Raw genomic sequence first — 20,414 nt, 5'->3', positions numbered from 1 at the left:
TCTAAGGAGTCTTTTGCTTTAATCATACAAGGTTGACGGCTTCTTACGGATGCCTTGCAACCGGCTTTCGCTGTCCAAGCAGCGGGAATTCGCCGATGCGCAGCTTTGCGCTTCCGTAAGGGACCAGCTCAAGCTCCTTCGTAGGCTGCCCCTCCGTATTCGGGTTGAGCGGCGGCGTTCCTGCATTATTGCCTTCCATTCGCCAGTCGCTCACCAGCTTGCCTCTCGCTTTCAGGCGAACCGGTGCGGCGGAAGCTTCGAAGGGCTGATAAGGAATGGCTTCGCTGCTCACGGTAACCTCGAAGTCCGTATCGGCCAGCAAACCGTATTTCCATGCAGAAGCCGGATAAACCTCCCAATCATGGAACCTTTCGCGCTCACGCAGCAGCTGCCAATTTTCCGCGATTGACAAAGCATACACAAGCGGTCCGCGTTCAACGCTTATCGCGTATAGATTGCGGGAAACGGTCCGAACCTCCATCGGCAGCTGGAGCAGCAGCTTATCGCCGCTATTCCATTCGCGCTCAATTTTTGCATATCCTTTAACCGGCTCCAGCACGACCCGTTCGCCGTTCACAAGCAAGCTAGGCTCCGCACACCACTCCGGCACTCGCAGTGAAATGCCAAACGTCGCAGCCCGATCCAAGCTAAGCTCAATCGCAACCGAATCCCGAAACGGATACTCACCGCTTACGCGAACCTCGATTGCTTCCCCGCCAGCAACATACGTTTTTACATGGCAAGGCGCATAAGATACAGCAGCCAGGCCGCCGCTTGCATCCGTCATCCATAGATGTGAAACCAGCTTCGGCCAGCCTTGATGCATATTTGCCGTACAGCAGCCAAAGTTAGGCTCTAAGCCAAACAAATTCGCGTCTGCGCCGTTACTCCAATTTCTTGGTGCTACGTTGCACATCATTTGGTTCACCTGCTGATCATATTGATGAGAGGTCCAGTCCTTGGATATCGTTGCCGGCAGCGCATTGAATGCCACCTTTTCCAAAATATCACCGAAACGCCCTTCGCCAAAAATCCGGGTCAACTGTTCCATGGAATACATGTACTCCACCACCGCGCAAAGCTCGACGCCTTGGCTCGGATGCGTACCTGATAACCATTCATCGCCGGAGAACATGCCATGCGCCTGCCCGTGATAAGTCATCAGGCTGTCGATTCCGCGATGGACCGCATCGCGCTGATGCTCTTCTCCGAATAATTCATAAAGTATGCCGGGCGTTTTGATTCCCATTGCCACATTGACGACATGAGTCCGCCAATCCCATTGTTCAACTTTACGCCAGAAAGGGAAATCATGAAAGATATCCGTCCAATCTAATGTTTGGCCCGCAACGATGTCGGCCAGCTTCAGCAGCTCATTGTCACCCGTTTTTTTGTACACCCACAGAATACATAGCAGCATTTCTGATCCGCGCGACTCCGCCCACCCGCGCAGCGGTATTTCTTCAATTGTAGCGCGTACATATCCAAAGAACTTGCTCAGAAACGGGACAATCCGTTCGTCTCCTGTCGCCTCTTCAAACTGCATCATCACCTTCAGCATAATCATGAAATGCCACCAGTCATGCTGCTTATCGACGTCATTGTTTACCGTTTCGATGCGAGCTGGACCAAATGAACCGTTTTCCTGTTGGCTTGCGAGCGACCACTCTACCCATCGGTTCGCTTTGGCAATAAGCTTCTCATCACCCAGTATATAGGCTAGCGGCAGCAGCCCGTCCACATAATAAGGCCCGCGCTCCCAGCTCTCGCCATTTCCGCCGATCCAGCCATTATTAGGCCCCACGTCTTCCCAGTGCTCCTCCAAATGGCCTGTTAATCCGTCTGCTTGTATCCGAAGCTGATTGTACAGCCAGCCTTCAGCCTTAATGCTCCCTAACGGCAGCGCTTTAAATGCTTCGTGTAATTTACTCATGCTTCATTCTTCACTCCCTTTGCCGAAATGTTTACTACCCGACTATAACATGCGGAAAGGGCTTTCTTGGATAGCTAATCCCAACTACTTTTTATCTAATCACAACATCAAACTTCATCGATAGCTTTGCGCATAAAACCATAATCACTTATGATTATTCCAATAGTTTGCAGCAAGGAGCGAAGGGGAATGTTCCAATTCATTTGTCCGCCTATGCCTCATTACATTGATGGGGGCGAAGATACCTACCCTGTTCAAGGCAAGCATGCCGATCGTTCCCGCATCGGTGTCTTCGATCTCATATTCGTCACTAGGGGCTGTTTATATATGGAGGAGGAAGAAATACCGCTCCATATTTCGGCCGGTCAATTCGCGATTTTGCGTCCCGACCGGTCCCACCGATCAACGATGCCGTGCAGCGAGGAAACCCATTTTTACTGGCTTCACTTTCAGACTGTTGGAGAATGGAGCGAATCGCAAGAGAAACTTCCTTTTGCATTAGCAAGACAGAGTCAGCCCTATGCTCATATTGATTATTTTCCGTTTCATCTTCCAAGGCACCGGTCCCTGCAATCGCCACAAGCCATTGAGGCCCAAATGCGTGAGCTGCACCGGCTGCGCGAGCAGCCCTCCGCTCATTCGCGCTGGAAGCAGCAGCAGCTTTTTCACGAGCTGCTTCAGCAGCTTCTGGAGGAAAGCGGAGCCGCTTCCGACAGTCCGCAGCTGCAAATTGCCGAAGCCGCAGCTTTGTACCTGCGCAGGCATTATCAAGACCCGCTCAAATATAAGCAGATGGCGGAGGAGCTCCATTTTCACCCCAACTATATTGCCATTTGCATGAAAAAAACGTTCGGCTGCACTCCCCTCGAATATTTAACAAGCCATCGGATCGAACAGGCCAAGCGTCTTCTCATCCATACGGATGAGCCGGTTGGCAAAATAGCCGAGGACACGGGCTTTGGCTCCTTTCCCTATTTCGTCCGTTGCTTTACCAAGCACGCGAATACCAAGCCAAAAGCGTTTCGGATGCAGTACCGCAGCAAGAAACCGGAATAAAGCAGTAACCACCCTCAAGCTAGACCTTCTTCCGCTGCCGTGTATAAATATCGACGTAAACAGCAAGGATCAGGATACCACCTTTAACGATATACTGCCAAAAAGATTCAAGATTCATCAGGCTCATACCGTTATCCAAGCTAGCCATAACGAGCGCACCGATGATGGCTCCCGCAATAGTGCCGGTGCCCCCCATCAAGCTCGTGCCGCCAATTACACACGCTGCGATGGCGTCTAGCTCATAGTTTTGACCGGCACTCATCGTTGCTGCATTCAATCGCGCCGTCAGTACGAGCGCGGCAATCGCCGCTAATGTATTGCATAGCACGAACACAAGCAGGATGCGCCTCTTAATGTTGATTCCGGATAACCGCGCCGCTTCCGGATTGCCGCCAATCGCGTAGACCTGGCGGCCAAACGTCGTATTTTTCGCAATGAAGGTAAAAATGAGCGAAAGAACAATGACCATAACGAAAGGTACCGGGATTCCCTTATAACTGTTCATTAAATAAACAAAGCCGATGACAAGGGCGCCAATAACGCCTAAACGAAGAATGCTTACCGCAAACGGCTCAACGTCGAACCCGAACTTTGCCCTTGCCGCCCGCTTGCGCATAACCATATACCCCGCAACCGCCAAAGCCGCAATACCGAAGATCCATCCGATGAGATCCCCTACATACGATTGCCCGATCGCTTTCATGGAAGGCGTAAGCGGCGCGATCGTCACGCTTCCGGTCGTTCCGAACAAAATGCCGCGGAAGATAAGCATGCCGCCCAAGGTAACGATAAAAGCCGGCACCGCCCGGTACGCAATAATCCACCCCTGTATAAATCCGATAGCAGCGCCAATGGCCAGCGTAGCCAGAATAACCGGTATCGTATTCCACTCGTACCAGACATTAAGAATCGCAGCGATCCCGCCCGTCAAACCGACCAGCGACCCAACCGACAAGTCAATTTGGCCCGCAACGATGACAAGGACCATTCCAATCGCCAAAATGGACGTTACCGACATTTGCAAAAATAAATTTGAAATATTCGTCGGCGACAAAAACCGCTCGTGCAGCAATGAAAACAATATCCATATGGATATTAATGCTCCAATCATCGTATACGCGCGCGCATCGAATTTGAACCAATTCGGACGCTGTTTCGTTTTGCTTGGACTGAGTACGGTTTCTTGATTCATGCTCATCTTCCTTTTCCTCCCGTTGCGGCGGTCATAATCAGCTCTTGTGTTGCCTCTTCCGCCATAAACTCCCCGGTTTGTCTACCTTCGGCAATGACAATAATACGGTGACTCATCCCAAGCAGCTCCGGAAGCTCGGACGAGACCATAATGATGGATACGCCCTGTCTGATGAGGTCGTTCATTATCGTATAAATTTCAAATTTGGCACCGACATCAATCCCCCGGGTCGGCTCATCCAAAATAAGGAGCTTTGGAGCAGTCATCAACCATTTTCCAAGGACTACCTTCTGTTGATTGCCGCCGCTTAAGGTGCCGACTATCGTCTCGACCGAATTTGCTTTTACGCGAAGAGATCGTAAATATTGATTGCCTGCCGCGATTTCCTCATTATGGCGAAGGATGCCGCTTAAGGAAACCGCTCCAAGACTTGCAAGGCTCACTTTGCTCTTTACATCCATTCCAAGCACCAGTCCGTATTTTTTCCGGTCTTCCGATACGAGCGCAAAGCCTGCTTTTATCGCTTGCTGCGTATTTTTGAGCTTCACCGGCTTACCTTCCATTTCGACCGTGCCATAGCTTTGACCTGAATACGAGCCGAATAAGCTCATCACCAGCTCCGTACGTCCCGCTCCCATCAAACCGGCAATGCCTAGTATTTCCCCTTTGCGTACCTCAAAGCTGAGATTATCGATCACCTTCTTGCCCTGCCGTTCCGGATTCATAACCGTATAATCCTTCACCCTCAGCACCACGTCGCCCGGATTTGCTTCCATCCGCGGGAATCGCTCCTTGAGCTCCCGTCCGACCATAAGCGAGATCACCTTGTCCTCGTTGATGTCTGAAATGTTATAAGTCCCCACAGACTGACCATCACGAAGCACCGTGACCGTGTCGGCCACCGCAAAAACCTCGTTAAGCTTATGAGAAATATAAATGCAGGTGACGCCGCGTTTCTTGAACTCTTGCAGGATTTGGAGCAAAATATCAACCTCTTGCTCTGTCAAAGCGGCGGTCGGCTCGTCTAAGATGAGAATATTCGCTTTCTTGGACAGCGCCTTGGCAATTTCGATCTGCTGCTGCTTGCCGATGCCAAGCTCTCCGATTAATTGCTCTGGGTTAACGTCATCCAGACCGACCTCCTTTAGCCATCTTTCGCTCTCCTTGAATACGCGCTCCCAGTTAATAATGCCGAACACAGCCGGTTCCTTGCCAAGGAACAAATTCTCGCCGATGGACAAATCCTTGACCAGAGCAAGCTCCTGATAGATGATGGCGATGCCAGCCTCTTCTGCATCCTTGATTTTCGCAAAGCGCCTTTCTTCACCGTTTATTAGAATTTGACCTTCATAGGAACCATGCGGGTATAGTCCGCTTAGTACCTTCATCAAAGTTGATTTACCGGCTCCGTTTTCGCCGCACAGCGCATGCACCTCGCCCTGTTTCACTGAAAAAGTAACGTTGTTCAGCGCCTTGACGCCTGGAAATTGCTTCGTAATATTGCGCATCTCTAATGCCGCCGTCATCTCAAGAACACCTCCGTGGACAAACGTAAAGGGGAAGAGCGTCATGGCACCCCATCGCTTCTTCCCCCCACTAAGCTCAATTGCTTCTATTTCACGTTTTTGTATACATCTTCCTTGGAATGGAAGCCGTCTGCGATAACCGTAGCGTCAATGTTTGTTTTATCTACCGCTTTAGGATCAAGCAGAACGGATGGGACATCGATTTTCCCGTTGTTGACCGTTTTGTCAGCGCCGACTTCCTCGCCTTTGGCCATCTTCACCGCCAGCTCAGCCGCTTTTTCAGACAAATCCTTAATCGGTTTATATACCGTCATGGTTTGCGTGCCTTCCACGATCCGCTGCGCTGCCGCGAGCTCGGCATCCTGGCCGGATACCGGTATTTTTCCGGATAGCCCTTGCGCGGCAAGCGCTTGAATGACACCGCCTGCGGTACCGTCATTGGCAGCTACAACCGCATCGATTTTGTTATCGTTCGCGGTAAGAGCATTTTCCATATTCGCCAGCGCATTTGCCGGATTCCAATCCTTGGTCCATTGGTCAAACACAACCTCAATGTCGCCGCTGTCGATAAGCGGCTGCAAAATATTAAAGGCGCCTTTCTTGAATAAATGCGCATTGTTATCCGTTTCGGAGCCGCCGATGTAAACGAATTTGCCTTTTGGCGCGAGCTTAACGATAGCCTCCGCTTGCATTTCGCCAACCTTCTCATTGTCGAAGGAAATGTACAAATCCAAATCCGAATTTTTAATCAATCGATCGTAAGCGATTACTTTAATGCCGGCAGCATGGGCCTTCTTTACGATGGCAGCTGTTGCTTCCGCATTATGTGGGACCACGACCAACACATCAACACCTTGGCTGATGAGGTTTTCTGCTTGCGAGATTTGTTTCGCATCATCGCTGTTGGCTGCCTGCACCTCAACCTCTGCTCCAAGCGCCTCGGCCGCGGCGATGAACAAATCACGGTCGCGCTGCCAGCGTTCTTCCTGCAGCGTATCGAGAGAGAAGCCGATGACTAACTTGTCATCGCCAGCTTTAGCGTCGTTTGCCTCGGCCGTCGTTTCTTTGTTGTTCGACTGCGCGACTTCATTCCCGTTGCCGTTTCCCCCTGAGCAAGCCGTCAAAACGAGCACCAAAGCTAATACAAACGATACAGCCCCGCCTCTTGTAAACCTTTTCCCCATTTTCTTCGCTCCCTCATTCTTCGAAATGTAACTGCTTACATTTTCAAATATAGCACGCGTCTGGAAGACGAGAGCGCTGTTCTTCCAGTACTCTTTTGCCATCGTCTGTACTTTTTTAAGGCAGCAGGCGGTATTCGATTTCAGTGTCCAAAAATCGTTTTACGGTAATCGGACGGTGATGCGCCGCACACCTTTTTGAATACCTTGCTGAAATAATTCGGATCGTTATAGCCGATCTCGAACGTAATTTCTTTTAAGCTGCGCTCCGGGTCAGCCATCAGCTTCTTCGCTTTCTCGATTCTGCATTCCGTCAGAAAATCAATATAATTGATCCCTTCATGGTCCTTGAACATTTTACTCATATAAAAAGGGCTTAGTCCGATTCGCTGCGCCATGCCTTCAAGCGTAATATCCTTATCCGAATTTTCCATGATGTACTGTTTCATCTGCCGGGCAGCATCCGGCTGCACGCTGCTTTGATACGCTACGATACAGGCGATGAGTTTGCTCAATAACCCGTCCGTTTCGGCTCTAAGCTGCTCGTGCTGCGTGACTTGAAAGGAAAACAGCGGTTTCTCAACCTCAATCCCCATCTCCTCCGCAACGCGGGTTATAATCCATAATCGCTCTAGCACGTCCTGTGCCGAATGCGGAAGCGGGGTTTGATGCTGATCATGCCTGTCCAGCAGCGACATGACCGCCTCTCTTACCGTCTCCCACTTTCCCTGCCGTATATTTTCTATAAATTGTTTTTCGGATTCTTTGTCCTGTTTGCCGTTTGTAATCGGGATTCCGGTCTCTGACTCCCCGTAAAAACGATGCCTCGCAGGCTGCTCCATTTGCGCAGATGCCAGAAGCGCTTCTTGGTATGAAAGCTTCACATTTTCTAGTCCCGCATACGGCCTTCCTATTCCGATGCATAAATCCCCGCTCGATTCTCGCTGCCGGAGCATAAGAAGCTGCTGGACAAGCGAATTCGCTTGAGAACGATACGATCTTCTTTCTTCACGGAATACAATAATCGGGATTTGCCTCCCGGTCATCGCACCTACCCAACCGCTTTCCGAGAGGTGTACCTTGCCTTTAATCGCGTTGTACATCGTTTCCTTGTGCGAATCGCCAGGCAGCAGGACCAGCATAATAAACGCCTCGCTTGTCAGCTCTCCGCCAAGAAGCTGGAGCATATCGCTGAGATGGACATCATGAACACGGTCAAATAGAAGCTGCGTGACCACATCGGATTCCACGAGAGGCATCATCTTCAGATTTCTCCTCCTGCTGCTGTGCGATCATGATTTTTTCCAGGCGGATTTCCTCGATCACCTTACCAATAATGCTGATGATTTCACTCGCTTTGCTAGGTTTAAGCAAATAGTCCTTCACACCCAGCCTAATCGCTTGCCTCGCATAATCGAATGTATCGTAAGCCGTCACCATAATAAATTTGGTCATGGGCAGCAGTGCTGAAATTCTCTCGATCGCCTCTAAACCATTAATGCCTGGCATCTTGACATCCATTAGTACGAGATCAGGCTGCCATTCGGCAGCCGTCTCGATCGCTCTGGCTCCATTGCGCGCCTGCTCGAATTGGCAGGAAGGAAAACCTTTGTTCAAAATAGCCTGCAGCCCTTCCCGCTCTATCTGTTCATCATCTACGATTAATAGTTTAAGCATGTTTTACTGCGCTCCCTGTCATTGGTATTTTGACGGTCACCTTAGTGCCGCAATCCTGCGCGCTAATGATATCGATCACATCATCCTCGCCAACAAACAGCCGAAGCCGTTTGATAACGTTGCTGAAGCCGATGCCCGTGGAGTATCCGGTTCCATCTGCATTGCCGCCTTCTGTCAAAATATGATTTGCCTTCTCGGCTGACATGCCGGCGCCGTCATCCTCTATTTCGATCATGACGCGGCTCTCCTTCTCATAAATGCGAAGGATAATGGTACCGCCGTCCTCCAGCGGCTCGACAGCATGTATGACCGCATTCTCGATGATCGGCTGAAGGGTTAGGCACGGAAGGCATGCCGATAGACAGCGCTCGTCCACCTCCTGCAAAAACCGGAGCCGATCCGTAAACCGGGCGCTTTGAATTTCTATATATTTCATTGCGACAGAAAGCTCTTCCGCGAGCGTAACGGAACGATCCAAGCGGCGGAGATTATATCGCAGCAAGCCTGCTACATTTGCAATAAGATCACTCGTTTCCTCCGAGCCGTCCAGGTATGCTTTTTTGGAAAGGGTATCTAGGGTGTTAAACAAGAAATGTGGGTTGATTTGGCTTTGCAGGCTGATCAGCTGACTTTCCTTAAGGAGCAGCTTGCTCTGCTGCAGCTCGCTCTCGAGCTGTGCCTTCTGTTGGATCTCGGAGATGAGATTGTTGATATTCACGCGCATGCGGTCAAATGTCTTGGCGAGGAAGGAAATTTCGTCGTTGGAGTATATCTCTATTTGCTTATCGAAGCGTCCCCGCGACAGCTCCTTGGCGGCAATCGTCAGCTTCTGGATCGGTTTTGTTATGCTGAGCGAGAACCAGTAGGTAAATAGAAGCATTATTATCGTAATTAAGGAGAGCAGCCATATGCCGAGCCGCTTCAACTCCGAACTCTGCTCAATAATTCCGCGGTAGAAGGCATCGTAGGTTCTCACTTCTTTATCAATCAGCGTAATCGTAGTCTCGGCGATATACTTGTCGATACGGGCAGCTTCCTCGAATTTCTCGGCCGATTGCTCCGCGCTGCCTTGCTCCAGAAACATGACCGACAGATCAGCCGAGGCCACCAAGCTGTCAATCATATTAATATAGCTTGCTAGTGTAAAAGCATTATCCTTATTTCGCAGGCTCACCGTTTGCAGCTTTGCCATCATCATGCTTTCCTTGTTCTGATTAAGCTTATCCAGTTTTAGCGCCGACGGCTTCTGCAAATAATCGTTTAACGAAATAATCGTTTGGCGGCTGTGATCCGTCACATCATTCATCCTTAAATAACGCTGCAATATTTCGTTGTACTGCTCCTGCGTTTTCTGATTATAGTAAGTAAGCACCATCCAAATGGTCACCATAATAAACAAAATGATAATCGACATCGTCAAAATTTTTCGCTGAATGCTGTTCACTGCGCATCCTCCGCCCTTAATACCCGTATATCCGTAAAATAACCGTCCGGGTTCAGCGGAACCTGCTCGCCGGTCAGCCACTTAATCATATGAGTGACGCTTTCCTCGCCCATTGTCTCCGGGGATTGCGCAATCAAGGCATCGATCTGGCCTTGCTGCATCAGTGTTAGCGTCTCCGGCGAATCGTCGAAGGAATAAATATAAAATTCATCCACCTGCATCCGTTTGCTAATTTCCTGTATGATAGACCCCGCATGCTTTGCCGAAACGGCAATGAACGCATCCGCATCCGGCTCTTCATTTAGCAGTTGGTTCGTTGCGTCCGCCACTTCCTCGCGCGAATCGCCTGCTGCTACAATTTTGGTCTCAATCTTGGTGTATGGCCTCAGCACATCGAGGATTCCCGTCAAACGGGAGCGTTGAAAATCTTCCTGGCGATCCGAAACCATCAGCACAACCTGTCCTGCAAAACCCATATCCGACACAAGCTGCCGCGCGATCATGCTGCCGGCCTCCAAATGATTGGAGCCCACGTAAGTCCGGCGCAAGCTCTCGTTCATTGGAACGTCATTGGCCACGGTGATAATCGGGATTCCGCTGCCCGCTGCCTTAACCTTCGTTAAATACTTAAACTCGTCCGTATCCAGCCCCTGTACGATGATTCCGTCTACCTTGGAGGCGATCGCAACCTCCATATTTTTCAGAAAATCATCCCGGTTTGAGCCATATGTGCCCCATACCTCCATGCTCGCTCCGTACTCATCGGCCGCTTTCCTCGCGCCACGCTCCACCTTTGCCCAAAAAGGGGTGTCCAGCTCTTGCGTAATGAGGACGAGCCTATAGCTGTTATGCTGCTCAGCCATCATGACGGGCTCATTCAAATCGGAGGAGAAAACCTTAATCATCGAGGTCAGCGTAAAAAATAAAATCACTAAACAGCCTGCAAATAAACTAATGATAATTGATTTGCGCAAGCCCTTTTGCCTCCTGCCAACAAAATAGGAATAATTTATGATAGCGTTTTCATATTCAAATCATAATCAATGCTTCGCTCGCTGTCTACGGGCAGTATTTATGATCCTATTCGAGTCTGCGCCAAGTCGCGAGCAGCCTGTGCATTACAGAAGCATGGCTGCCAAATCGCCGGTTTGCCCGGTGCTGACGTATGCAAGCAGATGCGAACAAAAAAAAGCTGCCCCCGGATAATAAACCGCGGCGGCAGCTCCTTGCTTATATACCTAAATTCGCAAACCTGACTAACTGTCTTTAATAACGCCCTTCTTCAAAATCAAGTTGGCGTAAAGCGCGCTCTCTCCTGTTGCAATAACAGCGTAGGCCTTTTTCGCCCGTTCATAAAAGGCGAAGCGTTCTACCTGCTCAAATGGCTCCGCCAAACCTGTGCGCTGTTCAATTATGGTGCGATACTGCTCCCAGATGGGCGTTTGTACCGTATCTCCGGGCATGACCTGCATTAGTGCGGCTGGCTTTTCCACATACTGATCAAGCGGAAACAGCCTTAATATACCGTCCAGCAGCTCGGGAATGGGATGACCGTCCACTCGGATCAGCCTTTGTGCGTGGCTGGCCCCCGGAAAGTTGGCATCCGCTAAAACAATCTCGTCGCTGTGTCCCATCTCGCTAAGCACCTTAAGCAGTTCGGGCGAAATCAGTTTCGATATGCCTATCAGCATAGGAGGATCTTCCTTTCAGCAAACCAACTTTGTCGGTTTGATCAAATGCTTTTATTTTTCCGGACGCAAGCGCTCAAAAATTTCAAACGCTTGATTCCAATCATTCGATTGCACCGGGGCATATTCAGTAATCGGAAATGAGGCAGCCACCACGCGGCGCGCATCCTCTAGACCACTGTACTCGCCTAGCGCGACAAGCTGCATCAGCATATTCCCTACAGCGCTTGCTTCAACGGGCCCTGTCCAAACGGGGCGGCCAATCGCAGCAGCGGTCAACCGGCAGAGCAGTTCATTCTGAATACCGCCGCCTACCATATGCAAGCCGCGGTACGCCTGCTCCGTCAAAGCCTCCATTTGAATAAGCGCCTGACGATACCTAAGCGCGAGGCTCTCCAGAATACACCGTGCAATTTCTCCCACTGACTGTGGGACCGGCTGCGAGGTTGCCTGGCAATAGGCTTGAATGCGGCCAATCATGCCCGATGGCGCATAAAAGGCAGCGTCATCGGGATTTATAAAGCTCCGAAAAGGCTCTGCGGCTTCAGCCTGCGCGACAATTTCGGCGAAGGATACATGCTCGCCTTGCTCATCCCATTCCCGCTTGCACTCCTGCAAAATCCACAGCCCCATTATGTTTTTTAGGAGCTGGTAGGTTCCGCCGACTCCCCCCTCGTTGGAGAAATCGAGTGCTCGCGCCTCCGGGGTGACAAGCGGACTCGCAAGCTCCGTCCCGAGGAGCGACCAAGTGCCGCACACAAGATAGGCAAACGAAGACTCGCCGCTTGCGGGAACGGCTGCAGCCGCGGATTCGGTATCATGGGTCCCAACCGCGACCGCTTCAATCGGCGGAACATCCAGCTCCGCGCAAACTTCATCGGTTAAACGGCCAAACCGCGTGCCAGGATGAGTCGGCTCGAGAAACAGCTTGCTTGGAATACCAAGCTGTTCCATTAAAGCCTTGTTCCACTGCTGTTCCTTAGGCTGGTAAAGCTGGGTAGTCGTCGCCATCGTAAACTCGCAAATTTTCTCCCCTGTCAGAAAATAAGCGAGCAAATCCGGCGTTAGCAGCAGCGTGCTGGCCGCTGCAAGCTTTGGCGATCCCGCCTTTTTCATGGCATACAGCTGATTCACCGTATTAAAAGGCATAAACTGCAGGCCACCTTGCTCGTACAAACGGTCATTGCCTATCAGAGCATCAAGCTCCTCTACGATTCCCTCCGTCTGCGAATCGCGGTAATGATAGGGATTTCCTAGCAGTTCCCCATTTGCGTCGAGCAGACCGAAATCCACGCCCCATGTGTCAATGCCGAACGTTTGGGGCGCGTAGCCTAGCTGAAACGCTTTGCGGATGCCCGTTTTCAGCTCCTGCAGCAGGCGCAGGATATCCCAGTGCAAATGCCCCTGAACGGCGACCGGCTGATTAGGAAAGCGATGGATCTCCGTTACCTTCAGCTGTTTTTGCCCGCTTGCCTCATCCGGCACCAGCTCGCCGATTAATGCCCTGCCGCTGCTGGCGCCAAGGTCAAAAGCGAGCACCGTCGCAAGCTTCGTCATGCTCCGCTCCTCCCTTCCTAAAGGCTCCTGAAGCCCGCTTATTTCATCTTTTGCAGCAATTCAATGCGGTACGCTTCGCTCTCGAGAGATGCGATCTCTTCAAATTCTTCCTTCGTCAGCACCTTTGGCTCACGGATCGCCTTGGCAATCATGTAGATTTTGGTGCTCTCCTCCACAACCTCCGTGCGGTAATAAGCCTCGCGCAAATTGCGTCCCGAAGTAACAAGGCCGTGGTTGCCGAGAAGCACCGAGCTCGCTTCGTTTACTTTGGCCACATAAGCATCGGCCAGCTTATCGGTAGTAGGCAGTACATAAGGAACATAAACCGTTTTGCCAACCAGCGCCGCTTGGTCAGGGAACATGATAGGAAGCTCCTGTTCCACCAGCGTAAAAGCGATGCAATACGGCGGATGCGTATGGACGATCGCACCGATATCCGGATTAGCCCGGTAAGCATAAAGATGCATCAGCACCTCGGAGGACGGACGCAGACCGATATCCGTAATTTCCCCTGTTTCGATATCCACCTCTACCCATTGATGCGGTTCAACCTCATCAAGCGCGAAACCGCTTGGAGAAAGGTACATTTTACCCTCGAATTTAGCGCTGATGTTCCCGCCAGGTCCGACGACCAGTTTGTTCGTAACCGTTTTACGCGCATATTTGCAAAGCTCGTTGCGAATGTCCGTGCTGCTCATTGTAAAACCTCCAATTTATTTATAAATGGGACCGAAATTTTGGCATGCGCGGTAATCCGAGCTCTCCGCATTAGCGGTTCCGAACAATCCCCATGCTCTAGGACGGAAAATGCGCTCTTCCGGAACGTTATGCATATTGACCGGAATCCGAAGCATCGAAGCGAGCGTAATCAAGTCTGCTCCAATATGTCCGTAGCTTATGGAGCCGTGATTCGCGCCCCAATTGTCCATTACTTCATAGACGGAGTGAAATGCGCCCTCGCCTGTCAGCGTTGGAGCAAACCAAGTCGTCGGCCATGTAGGGTCCGTACGGTTGTCCAACGTTTCATGCACATCCTGCGGCAAATCAACCGAATAACCTTCGGCGATTTGAAGAACAGGACCGATTCCTTTGACTAGGTTGATTCGGGACATCGTCATCGGCATGCCGCCGCGCGTCAAGTAATCCGATGAATAACCGCCGCCGCGGAAGTATTCGACGGAAGCCGGACGCCACGACGTAGCATTGAGGCATTTTTGCGCTTCATCCTCGGAAATGTCCCAGAAAGGCTTCATCGCCGGCTGGCCATCCTTCGTTTGCTCGCCTGTTCCGTCCATCGTCGCAGAGCCTGAATTAATCAAATGAAGAATTCCGTTTTCCGCTGCGCCAGCCAGCTTGTGGCCTGTTACGCGCTCGACCGATTCCGGGCTCCAGTAGGTACGGACGTCAGCGAAAATTTGAGCCGTATTCGTCAGCAAGTAACCAAACAGCATCACCACGCCGTTCAAGCTGTCATTTTCCGTCGCCACCATGTAAGGCGCGCGGATACCGTTCCAATCGTAAGAGGAGTTAAGAAGCGTTTCCATGAAATCGCCGTTTGGAAAATAATCCGTCCATTGCCGCTGGCCTTGGAAACCCGCAACGATCGCGTTATGGCCGCCCGCTTCCTCTCCGAAGCCAAGCTCGGCAAGTCTTGGATTGCCGACCATGAGGTCACGCGCAATTTGGGTCATTTTCACAACCGTTTCCCAGTCCGCATTCTTCTGCTCTCTTGAGGTTTGAAGATGAGCTGGATTGTTGTCCGGACCCTCAATGCAGTTTTCCTTTACCCACGTAAGCGCTTTCTCGAACTCCTCGCCATCAAAGATGCCTTCTTCCATACGACGAACGAATTCAGTCATGTCGATATATTCCGTACGCATGCCCAAGTACTCCTGGAAAAACGCATCGTTAACGATCGATCCGGCAATCCCCATGGAGACCGAGCCCATCGACAAGTAGGATTTGCCGCGCATGTAAGCAACTGCAAGACCCGCTTTTGCGAAGCCGATTAGCTTATCTTTCACATCAAACGGAATGGATGTATCGCCTGAGTCTTGTACATGCTCGCCGTAAATACCGAAAGCAGGAAGACCTTTTTGAGCATAACCCGACAATACCGCAGCCAGATATACAGCTCCTGGACGTTCCGTACCGTTAAAGCCCCATACCGCTTTTGGAATGGATGGGTCCATATCCATCGTTTCAGTGCCATAGCACCAGCAAGGCGTTACCGTTATCGATACCCCTACTCCGGATTTGACAAATTTATCAGCGCAAGCCGCAGCCTCGGACACCCCGCCGATACAAGAATCAGCGATTACGCACTCGACTGGCTCGCCGTTTGGATACCGCAAATGCTCCGATAACAGCTTTGCCGTTGCGATTGCCATGTTCATTGTTTGCTCCTCTAACGATTCGCGAACGCCTTTCCGTCTGCCGTCGATCGTCGGACGTATGCCGATTTTGGGAAATCCTGCTTGAAAACGAGTGCTTGTATCCGTCATAATAAAACCTCCATTTGGTTATAATAATGTTATCGATAACCTCAAAATAACAAGATTAAGGCTTGCTGTCAACAATGATTTTTTTGTATGATAGAAACTATGATTTATCGATAAGGGGACAAAAATATGGTAACGATTTATGATGTAGCGGCTAAAGCAAGCGTATCCGCTATGACCGTCTCCAGAGTTATCAATAACACTGGCAAAATAAGCGAGAAAACAAGAGCGAAGGTAAAGCGTGTCATGGAGGAGCTTGGTTATGTGCCTAATCAGACGGCCCGAAGCCTCGTACTCCAGCAAACAAAGCTGCTCTTTCTGCTCATAACCGATATTATGAACCCGTTTTACACCACGCTTGCCCGAGGTGCCGAAGATGCTGCAAAGCGCTCTGGTTACCGCCTGTTGTTTGGTAATAGTGATGAAAGTATCGAGAAAGAATCCGATTACGTGACGACTATTTTGACCACGCGCGTGGATGGGGTCCTTGTCGCTCCTGCCGGCGATCCGTCGCTCCCCCATTTGGAAACACTGCGGAAGCATAAGGTTCCGTTCGTGCTCCTCGATCGGGAGGTTCCAGGCATCGAATGCGATATCGTACTGGGTGACAGCAAAGACGGCGCAAAAAGACTCGTCGAGCATCTCGCTACGAAAGGCCATCGCAGCATCGCGATTGTAAACGGCTCGCCTTCGATCTCCAGCGCAAGGCTGCGGCTGCAAGGCTACCAAGAAGGCATGAAGCTCAATGATCTAAAATATGACGACAGGTATGTTTTCGAGACCAGCTTCGGTCCCTTGAGCGATTTGACGGAAATGGGGCAATGGCTGGATCAGTTAGACCCGCCTCCAACCGCAATCGTTGCGGGGAACAATGTGCTTGCCGTCGAAATGTTGCGGCTGCTTCGCGAGCGCGGCATCAGTGTGCCGGATGAAATGTCTATCGTTTGCTTTGACGATTTAGGTCCTTATTCGGAGGTAGAGCCGTTCCTGACCGTTGCTGCCCAGCAGGCCTATCAATTTGGCTATATGGGCATGCAAATGCTAGTTGAACGCATTCAGGAGCGAGAAACCGTCCTGCCATGGAAAAAAATCGTCCTACCCGCCGATCTCATCATCCGCAGGTCTGTGAAAGCTTTACCCTAGCCGACGCTCACTGCCGTCAACCAAAAAGAGACTGCTTATTACAGCCAATTCCGGCTAAGTAAGCAGTCTTTTTGTTTGGGATTTGCAGCCTCGAGGTGTGAGCAGCGGCTTTGCTTAAACCGCCACGATGATGCACAGGACCGGGCATCAGGAAAAAAGTATGGAGGAAGATGCAAAGTAAGCCAAGGTAACGGGCATGAAGGGACGGTGCGATGCAGACTCGTGCCTCGACCTAAAGATTAACAGCCCGCTGGTACACACTTGTTTGTTTAGGGTCGCTTCAACGAATTGTTCCTTGAGGTGTTGAGGTGTTGAGGTGTTGAGGTGTTGAGGTGTTGAGGTGTTGAGGTGTTGAGGTGTTGAGGTGTTGAGGTGTTGAGGTGTTGAGGTGTTGAGGTGTTGAGGTGTTGAGGTGTTGGCCTACATTGCAGAAAATACAGCAGAAACCTAACATAGCTACTCAACTGTGGAGCTACATTGCAGAAAGTACAGCAGTTTCTCCCGCTAATACCGTTTCCGAGCTAGTAATGCTCATTTCTGCTGTACAAAGTACACTGTAGCTGAGCAAAAGCACGTTTGGGTAAAGGTACATTGTATAAAGTGCATTGTAACTCGCTCTATGGCTGCTCCACCGTGATTTCGCTGCAGCGCCGCACCTACTCTTCAAGTATCGAGCAGCATCTTGCCTACGTTGCAGAAAGTACAGCAGAAACCTAACATAGCTACTCAACTGTGGAGCTCCATTGCAGAAAGTACAGCAGTTTCTCCCGCTAACACCGTTTCCGAGCTAGTAATGATCATTTCTGCTGTACAAAGTACACTGTAGCTGAGCAAAAGCACGTTAGGGTGAAGATACAGTGTATAAAGTACATTGTAGCTCACCGGCCGAGCCACTGTGATGCAGCTTCAGCGCTGCAGTTGCAGCTGCAGCGCCGCACCTACTCTTTTCTGCGGAGCGCTCTGCGAAAATCCGTAGGCGATTGGCCGCTCCATTTGTGGAATTGTTTCGTAAAAAACAATGGATCATTGTAGCCTACGGAAGCCGCAATTTGGGCGATCGTTAGCTCCCCCTCCAGCAGCTCCTCCGCTTTCTTCATCCGTACTTTATATAAAAACTGCATCGGCGGGAGGCCCGTCGCCTCTTTGAAAAGTCTAGTCAGATGAGCGCGGTGATAGCCGAGCGTTCGAGCGATTCCTTCTATGGACAGCTGCTGTCCGTACTGGAGAGACATCAGACGGACGGCTTGGTCAATTTGACGGTACGAATGAGACTCCGGAGTGCTCCCTGCGCTGTTTCCAGTAGGATACATGCTTCCAAGCTCATGCAGCAGTAGCCTGAGCCAGCCCGATGCCTCCATATTTCCAAGGGCAGGGACATTCGTTTTCTCCATGCTTTTTCTAATGCTTCTGAACAGCTTTTGCATGGCAGGCAATGAACAGCCCTTAATGACTGAAAAATCAGGCGTAATGCCGATCGAGCTGAGCGCCGACTCTACGATCTCGCCCGAGAAGGCCACCCACATATACGACCAAGGGCAGCTTATGCTTGCTTCATATTTAACCAATATATCCGGGAAAATGACGAAAGCATCGCCAGCCTTGCATGGATATGCTTTTCCCAACGTCTCGAAGGTCCCCTCCCCGTCCAAAACGATATGAATTAAAAAGTAATCATGAACGGCTGGTCCAATAAAATGGCCGCCAACCGGTCTTCCTTTTCCGCTGAATAAGACAGACATTTCTCCCTTAAGCGGAGCTCTATTTAAACTGAGCGAGAAACTCTGATGTGTTTCCATGGCTGCACCTCCATTAAACTAGCTCTACTCATTTTACTAAATGATGCTACATTTCTCCATATAAACCTCCCTTCCTTCCATATCCATTTATAGATAGCCTCTTTATACTAAAGGAGTCCAGCATTCACTTAATAGGAGGCCATTGTCAAATGTCCAAAATTACTTTTATCGGAGCAGGAAGCACCGTTTTCGCCAAAAATATCCTTGGTGATGTCATGCAGACACCTGCCCTTCAAGGCTTTGAAATCGCTTTATTTGATATTGATGGGGAGCGTCTCCATGATTCCGAGCAGATGCTGCTCAATATCCAAAAAACAAGCGGAAGCACTTGTCAGATTAAAGCTTACTCCGATCGGAAAGAAGCGCTTCGAGGAGCCAAATACATTGTAAATGCCATTCAAGTAGGCGGCTACGATCCTTGTACGATTACCGATTTTGAAATCCCCAAAAAATACGGCTTGCGCCAAACGATAGCGGATACCGTAGGCATCGGCGGTATTTTCCGCAATCTTCGCACCATTCCCGTTATGCTCGATTTCGCCCGCGATATTAACGAGGTTTGCCCGGATGCCTTATTCCTCAATTACACCAATCCGATGGCTGTTCTAACCAATGTGATGAACACCTACGGCGGCGTAAAAACAGTCGGGTTATGCCATAGCGTGCAGGTTTGCGTTCCGCATTTATTCGAACATTTGGATCTCGATCCAACTGGCGTTAAATACAAAATCGCAGGCATCAACCATATGGCGTGGCTGCTTGAAGCGAGCAAAGACGGCGTCGATCTTTATCCGGAAATCAAACGGCGCGCCGCTGAGAAGCAAAAGGAAAAGCATCATGATATGGTCCGCTATGAGCTCATGCTCAAATTCGGCTACTATATAACCGAATCCTCAGAGCACAACGCGGAATATCATCCGTATTTCATTAAACGCAATTATCCGGAGCTTATTGAACGCTTCAATATCCCGCTCGATGAATATCCGCGCCGCTGCGTGAATCAAATCGAAGGCTGGAAATCAATGCGCGACTCGCTCGTAACCGACAGCAATCTCGAGCACTGCCGCAGCCATGAATATGCTTCCTATATTCTTGAAGCCATTGAAACGAACAATCCGTTCAAAATCGGCGGCAATGTGATGAATACGGGCTTGATTACTAACCTGCCGAAGGAAGCCTGTGTTGAAGTGCCGTGCCTCGTAGATGCTAACGGCGTCACGCCTACTTATGTAGGCGACCTGCCGCCGCAGCTGGCTGCATTAAACCGCACAAACATTAATACGCAGCTGCTCACGATCGAAGCTGCCATTACAGGCAAACGCGATCATATTTATCACGCAGCGCTTCTGGATCCTCATACCTCTGCCGAACTCTCTATGGATGATATCGTCTCCCTTTGCGATGATCTCATCGAAGCGCACGGCAGCTGGCTGCCTAGCTATAAATAAGCGTAGACGGCTGACACCGCCCTTGGCGGCAAAGCTCGTTTAGCGGAGATATATAAGCACATTTATATGTGAAAACATATAAATTCTTATATATTAAAATAAACAGCCGTTCCCAAGCAATCATTTGCTTGGGAACGGCTGTTTTTAATTTGTAACTCAAACTTCGCAGAGCGAAATTGGCTTTAAACCCTTGATAAGTATAGCTAAACCAAGAAAATATTAATCTCTTGCAAAATAGAAAACACCGCTTCGGTTTGGTATAGTGATTGTGA

General features: G+C 50.2%; 16 protein-coding genes. 3 read left to right on the top strand and 13 right to left on the bottom strand.

Annotated features, from left to right (window positions below):
- Positions 1–43: 43 nt before the first annotated feature.
- Positions 44–1,933, bottom strand: coding sequence for a beta-L-arabinofuranosidase domain-containing protein (locus RCO25_RS24695; protein WP_308998769.1), 1,890 nt, complete (start codon positions 1,931–1,933; stop codon positions 44–46).
- Positions 1,934–2,122: 189 nt separating this feature from the next.
- Between RCO25_RS24695 and RCO25_RS24690 the strand changes: the two genes are divergently transcribed.
- Positions 2,123–2,989, top strand: a complete 867-nt coding sequence (locus RCO25_RS24690; RefSeq protein ID WP_308998768.1) for a helix-turn-helix transcriptional regulator — start codon at positions 2,123–2,125, stop codon at positions 2,987–2,989.
- Between the two features lie 19 nt (positions 2,990–3,008).
- Here the strand turns inward: RCO25_RS24690 and RCO25_RS24685 are convergent, their stop codons facing one another.
- From RCO25_RS24685 to RCO25_RS24635, 11 genes are all read right to left on the bottom strand, one after another.
- The gene (locus tag RCO25_RS24685; protein WP_308998808.1) at positions 3,009–4,181 is read right to left on the bottom strand and encodes a sugar ABC transporter permease; all 1,173 of its coding nucleotides are present in this window, start codon (positions 4,179–4,181) and stop codon (positions 3,009–3,011) included.
- Positions 4,182–4,183: 2 nt separating this feature from the next.
- Positions 4,184–5,707, bottom strand: coding sequence for a xylose ABC transporter ATP-binding protein (locus RCO25_RS24680; protein WP_308998767.1), 1,524 nt, complete (start codon positions 5,705–5,707; stop codon positions 4,184–4,186).
- 86 nt (positions 5,708–5,793) lie between these two features.
- Positions 5,794–6,891, bottom strand: coding sequence for a D-xylose ABC transporter substrate-binding protein (gene xylF / locus RCO25_RS24675; RefSeq protein WP_308998766.1), 1,098 nt, complete (start codon positions 6,889–6,891; stop codon positions 5,794–5,796).
- Positions 6,892–7,031: 140 nt separating this feature from the next.
- Positions 7,032–8,150, bottom strand: a complete 1,119-nt coding sequence (locus RCO25_RS24670; protein WP_308998765.1) for a helix-turn-helix domain-containing protein — start codon at positions 8,148–8,150, stop codon at positions 7,032–7,034.
- Positions 8,104–8,565 carry a response regulator gene (locus tag RCO25_RS24665; RefSeq protein WP_308998764.1) on the bottom strand — a complete coding sequence of 154 codons (462 nt, stop codon included), beginning with the start codon at positions 8,563–8,565 and terminating at the stop codon, positions 8,104–8,106. Before RCO25_RS24665 ends, RCO25_RS24670 begins: the two co-directional genes overlap by 47 nt.
- The gene (locus RCO25_RS24660) at positions 8,558–10,009 is read right to left on the bottom strand and encodes a sensor histidine kinase (RefSeq protein ID WP_308998763.1); all 1,452 of its coding nucleotides are present in this window, start codon (positions 10,007–10,009) and stop codon (positions 8,558–8,560) included. The genes RCO25_RS24665 and RCO25_RS24660 overlap by 8 nt, the downstream gene beginning before the upstream one ends.
- Positions 10,006–10,983, bottom strand: coding sequence for a substrate-binding domain-containing protein (locus RCO25_RS24655; protein ID WP_308998762.1), 978 nt, complete (start codon positions 10,981–10,983; stop codon positions 10,006–10,008). Before RCO25_RS24655 ends, RCO25_RS24660 begins: the two co-directional genes overlap by 4 nt.
- Before the next feature lie 282 nt (positions 10,984–11,265).
- Complete coding sequence (gene fucU, locus RCO25_RS24650; protein ID WP_308998761.1) at positions 11,266–11,700, bottom strand: L-fucose mutarotase; 435 nt, start codon at positions 11,698–11,700, stop codon at positions 11,266–11,268.
- Between the two features lie 51 nt (positions 11,701–11,751).
- Positions 11,752–13,254: a rhamnulokinase gene (locus RCO25_RS24645; protein ID WP_308998760.1), complete on the bottom strand. Its 1,503-nt coding sequence runs from the start codon at positions 13,252–13,254 to the stop codon at positions 11,752–11,754.
- 38 nt (positions 13,255–13,292) lie between these two features.
- Positions 13,293–13,952: a class II aldolase/adducin family protein gene (locus tag RCO25_RS24640; RefSeq protein WP_308998759.1), complete on the bottom strand. Its 660-nt coding sequence runs from the start codon at positions 13,950–13,952 to the stop codon at positions 13,293–13,295.
- A gap of 15 nt (positions 13,953–13,967) precedes the next feature.
- A complete protein-coding gene (locus RCO25_RS24635) occupies positions 13,968–15,758 on the bottom strand; it encodes an L-fucose isomerase (protein ID WP_308998758.1) in 1,791 nt (596 codons plus the stop codon).
- 126 nt (positions 15,759–15,884) lie between these two features.
- Here RCO25_RS24635 and RCO25_RS24630 point away from each other — a divergent pair, with 126 nt between their 5' ends.
- Positions 15,885–16,898 carry a LacI family DNA-binding transcriptional regulator gene (locus RCO25_RS24630; protein WP_308998757.1) on the top strand — a complete coding sequence of 338 codons (1,014 nt, stop codon included), beginning with the start codon at positions 15,885–15,887 and terminating at the stop codon, positions 16,896–16,898.
- Between the two features lie 938 nt (positions 16,899–17,836).
- On the opposite strand, the gene RCO25_RS24625 is transcribed toward RCO25_RS24630, so the two are convergent.
- On the bottom strand, positions 17,837–18,694 hold the full coding sequence (locus RCO25_RS24625; RefSeq protein ID WP_308998756.1) for an AraC family transcriptional regulator: 858 nt from the start codon (positions 18,692–18,694) through the stop codon (positions 17,837–17,839).
- A gap of 149 nt (positions 18,695–18,843) precedes the next feature.
- Between RCO25_RS24625 and melA the strand changes: the two genes are divergently transcribed.
- Positions 18,844–20,142, top strand: a complete 1,299-nt coding sequence (gene melA / locus RCO25_RS24620; RefSeq protein WP_308998755.1) for an alpha-glucosidase/alpha-galactosidase — start codon at positions 18,844–18,846, stop codon at positions 20,140–20,142.
- The last annotated feature ends 272 nt before the right edge of the window (positions 20,143–20,414 follow it).

This window comes from Paenibacillus sp. LHD-38 (assembly GCF_031157315.1).
Lineage (GTDB): Bacteria > Bacillota > Bacilli > Paenibacillales > Paenibacillaceae > Pristimantibacillus.
Note: the sequence above shows the minus strand (reverse complement) of the source record. Positions and strands in the feature narration are given on the sequence as shown.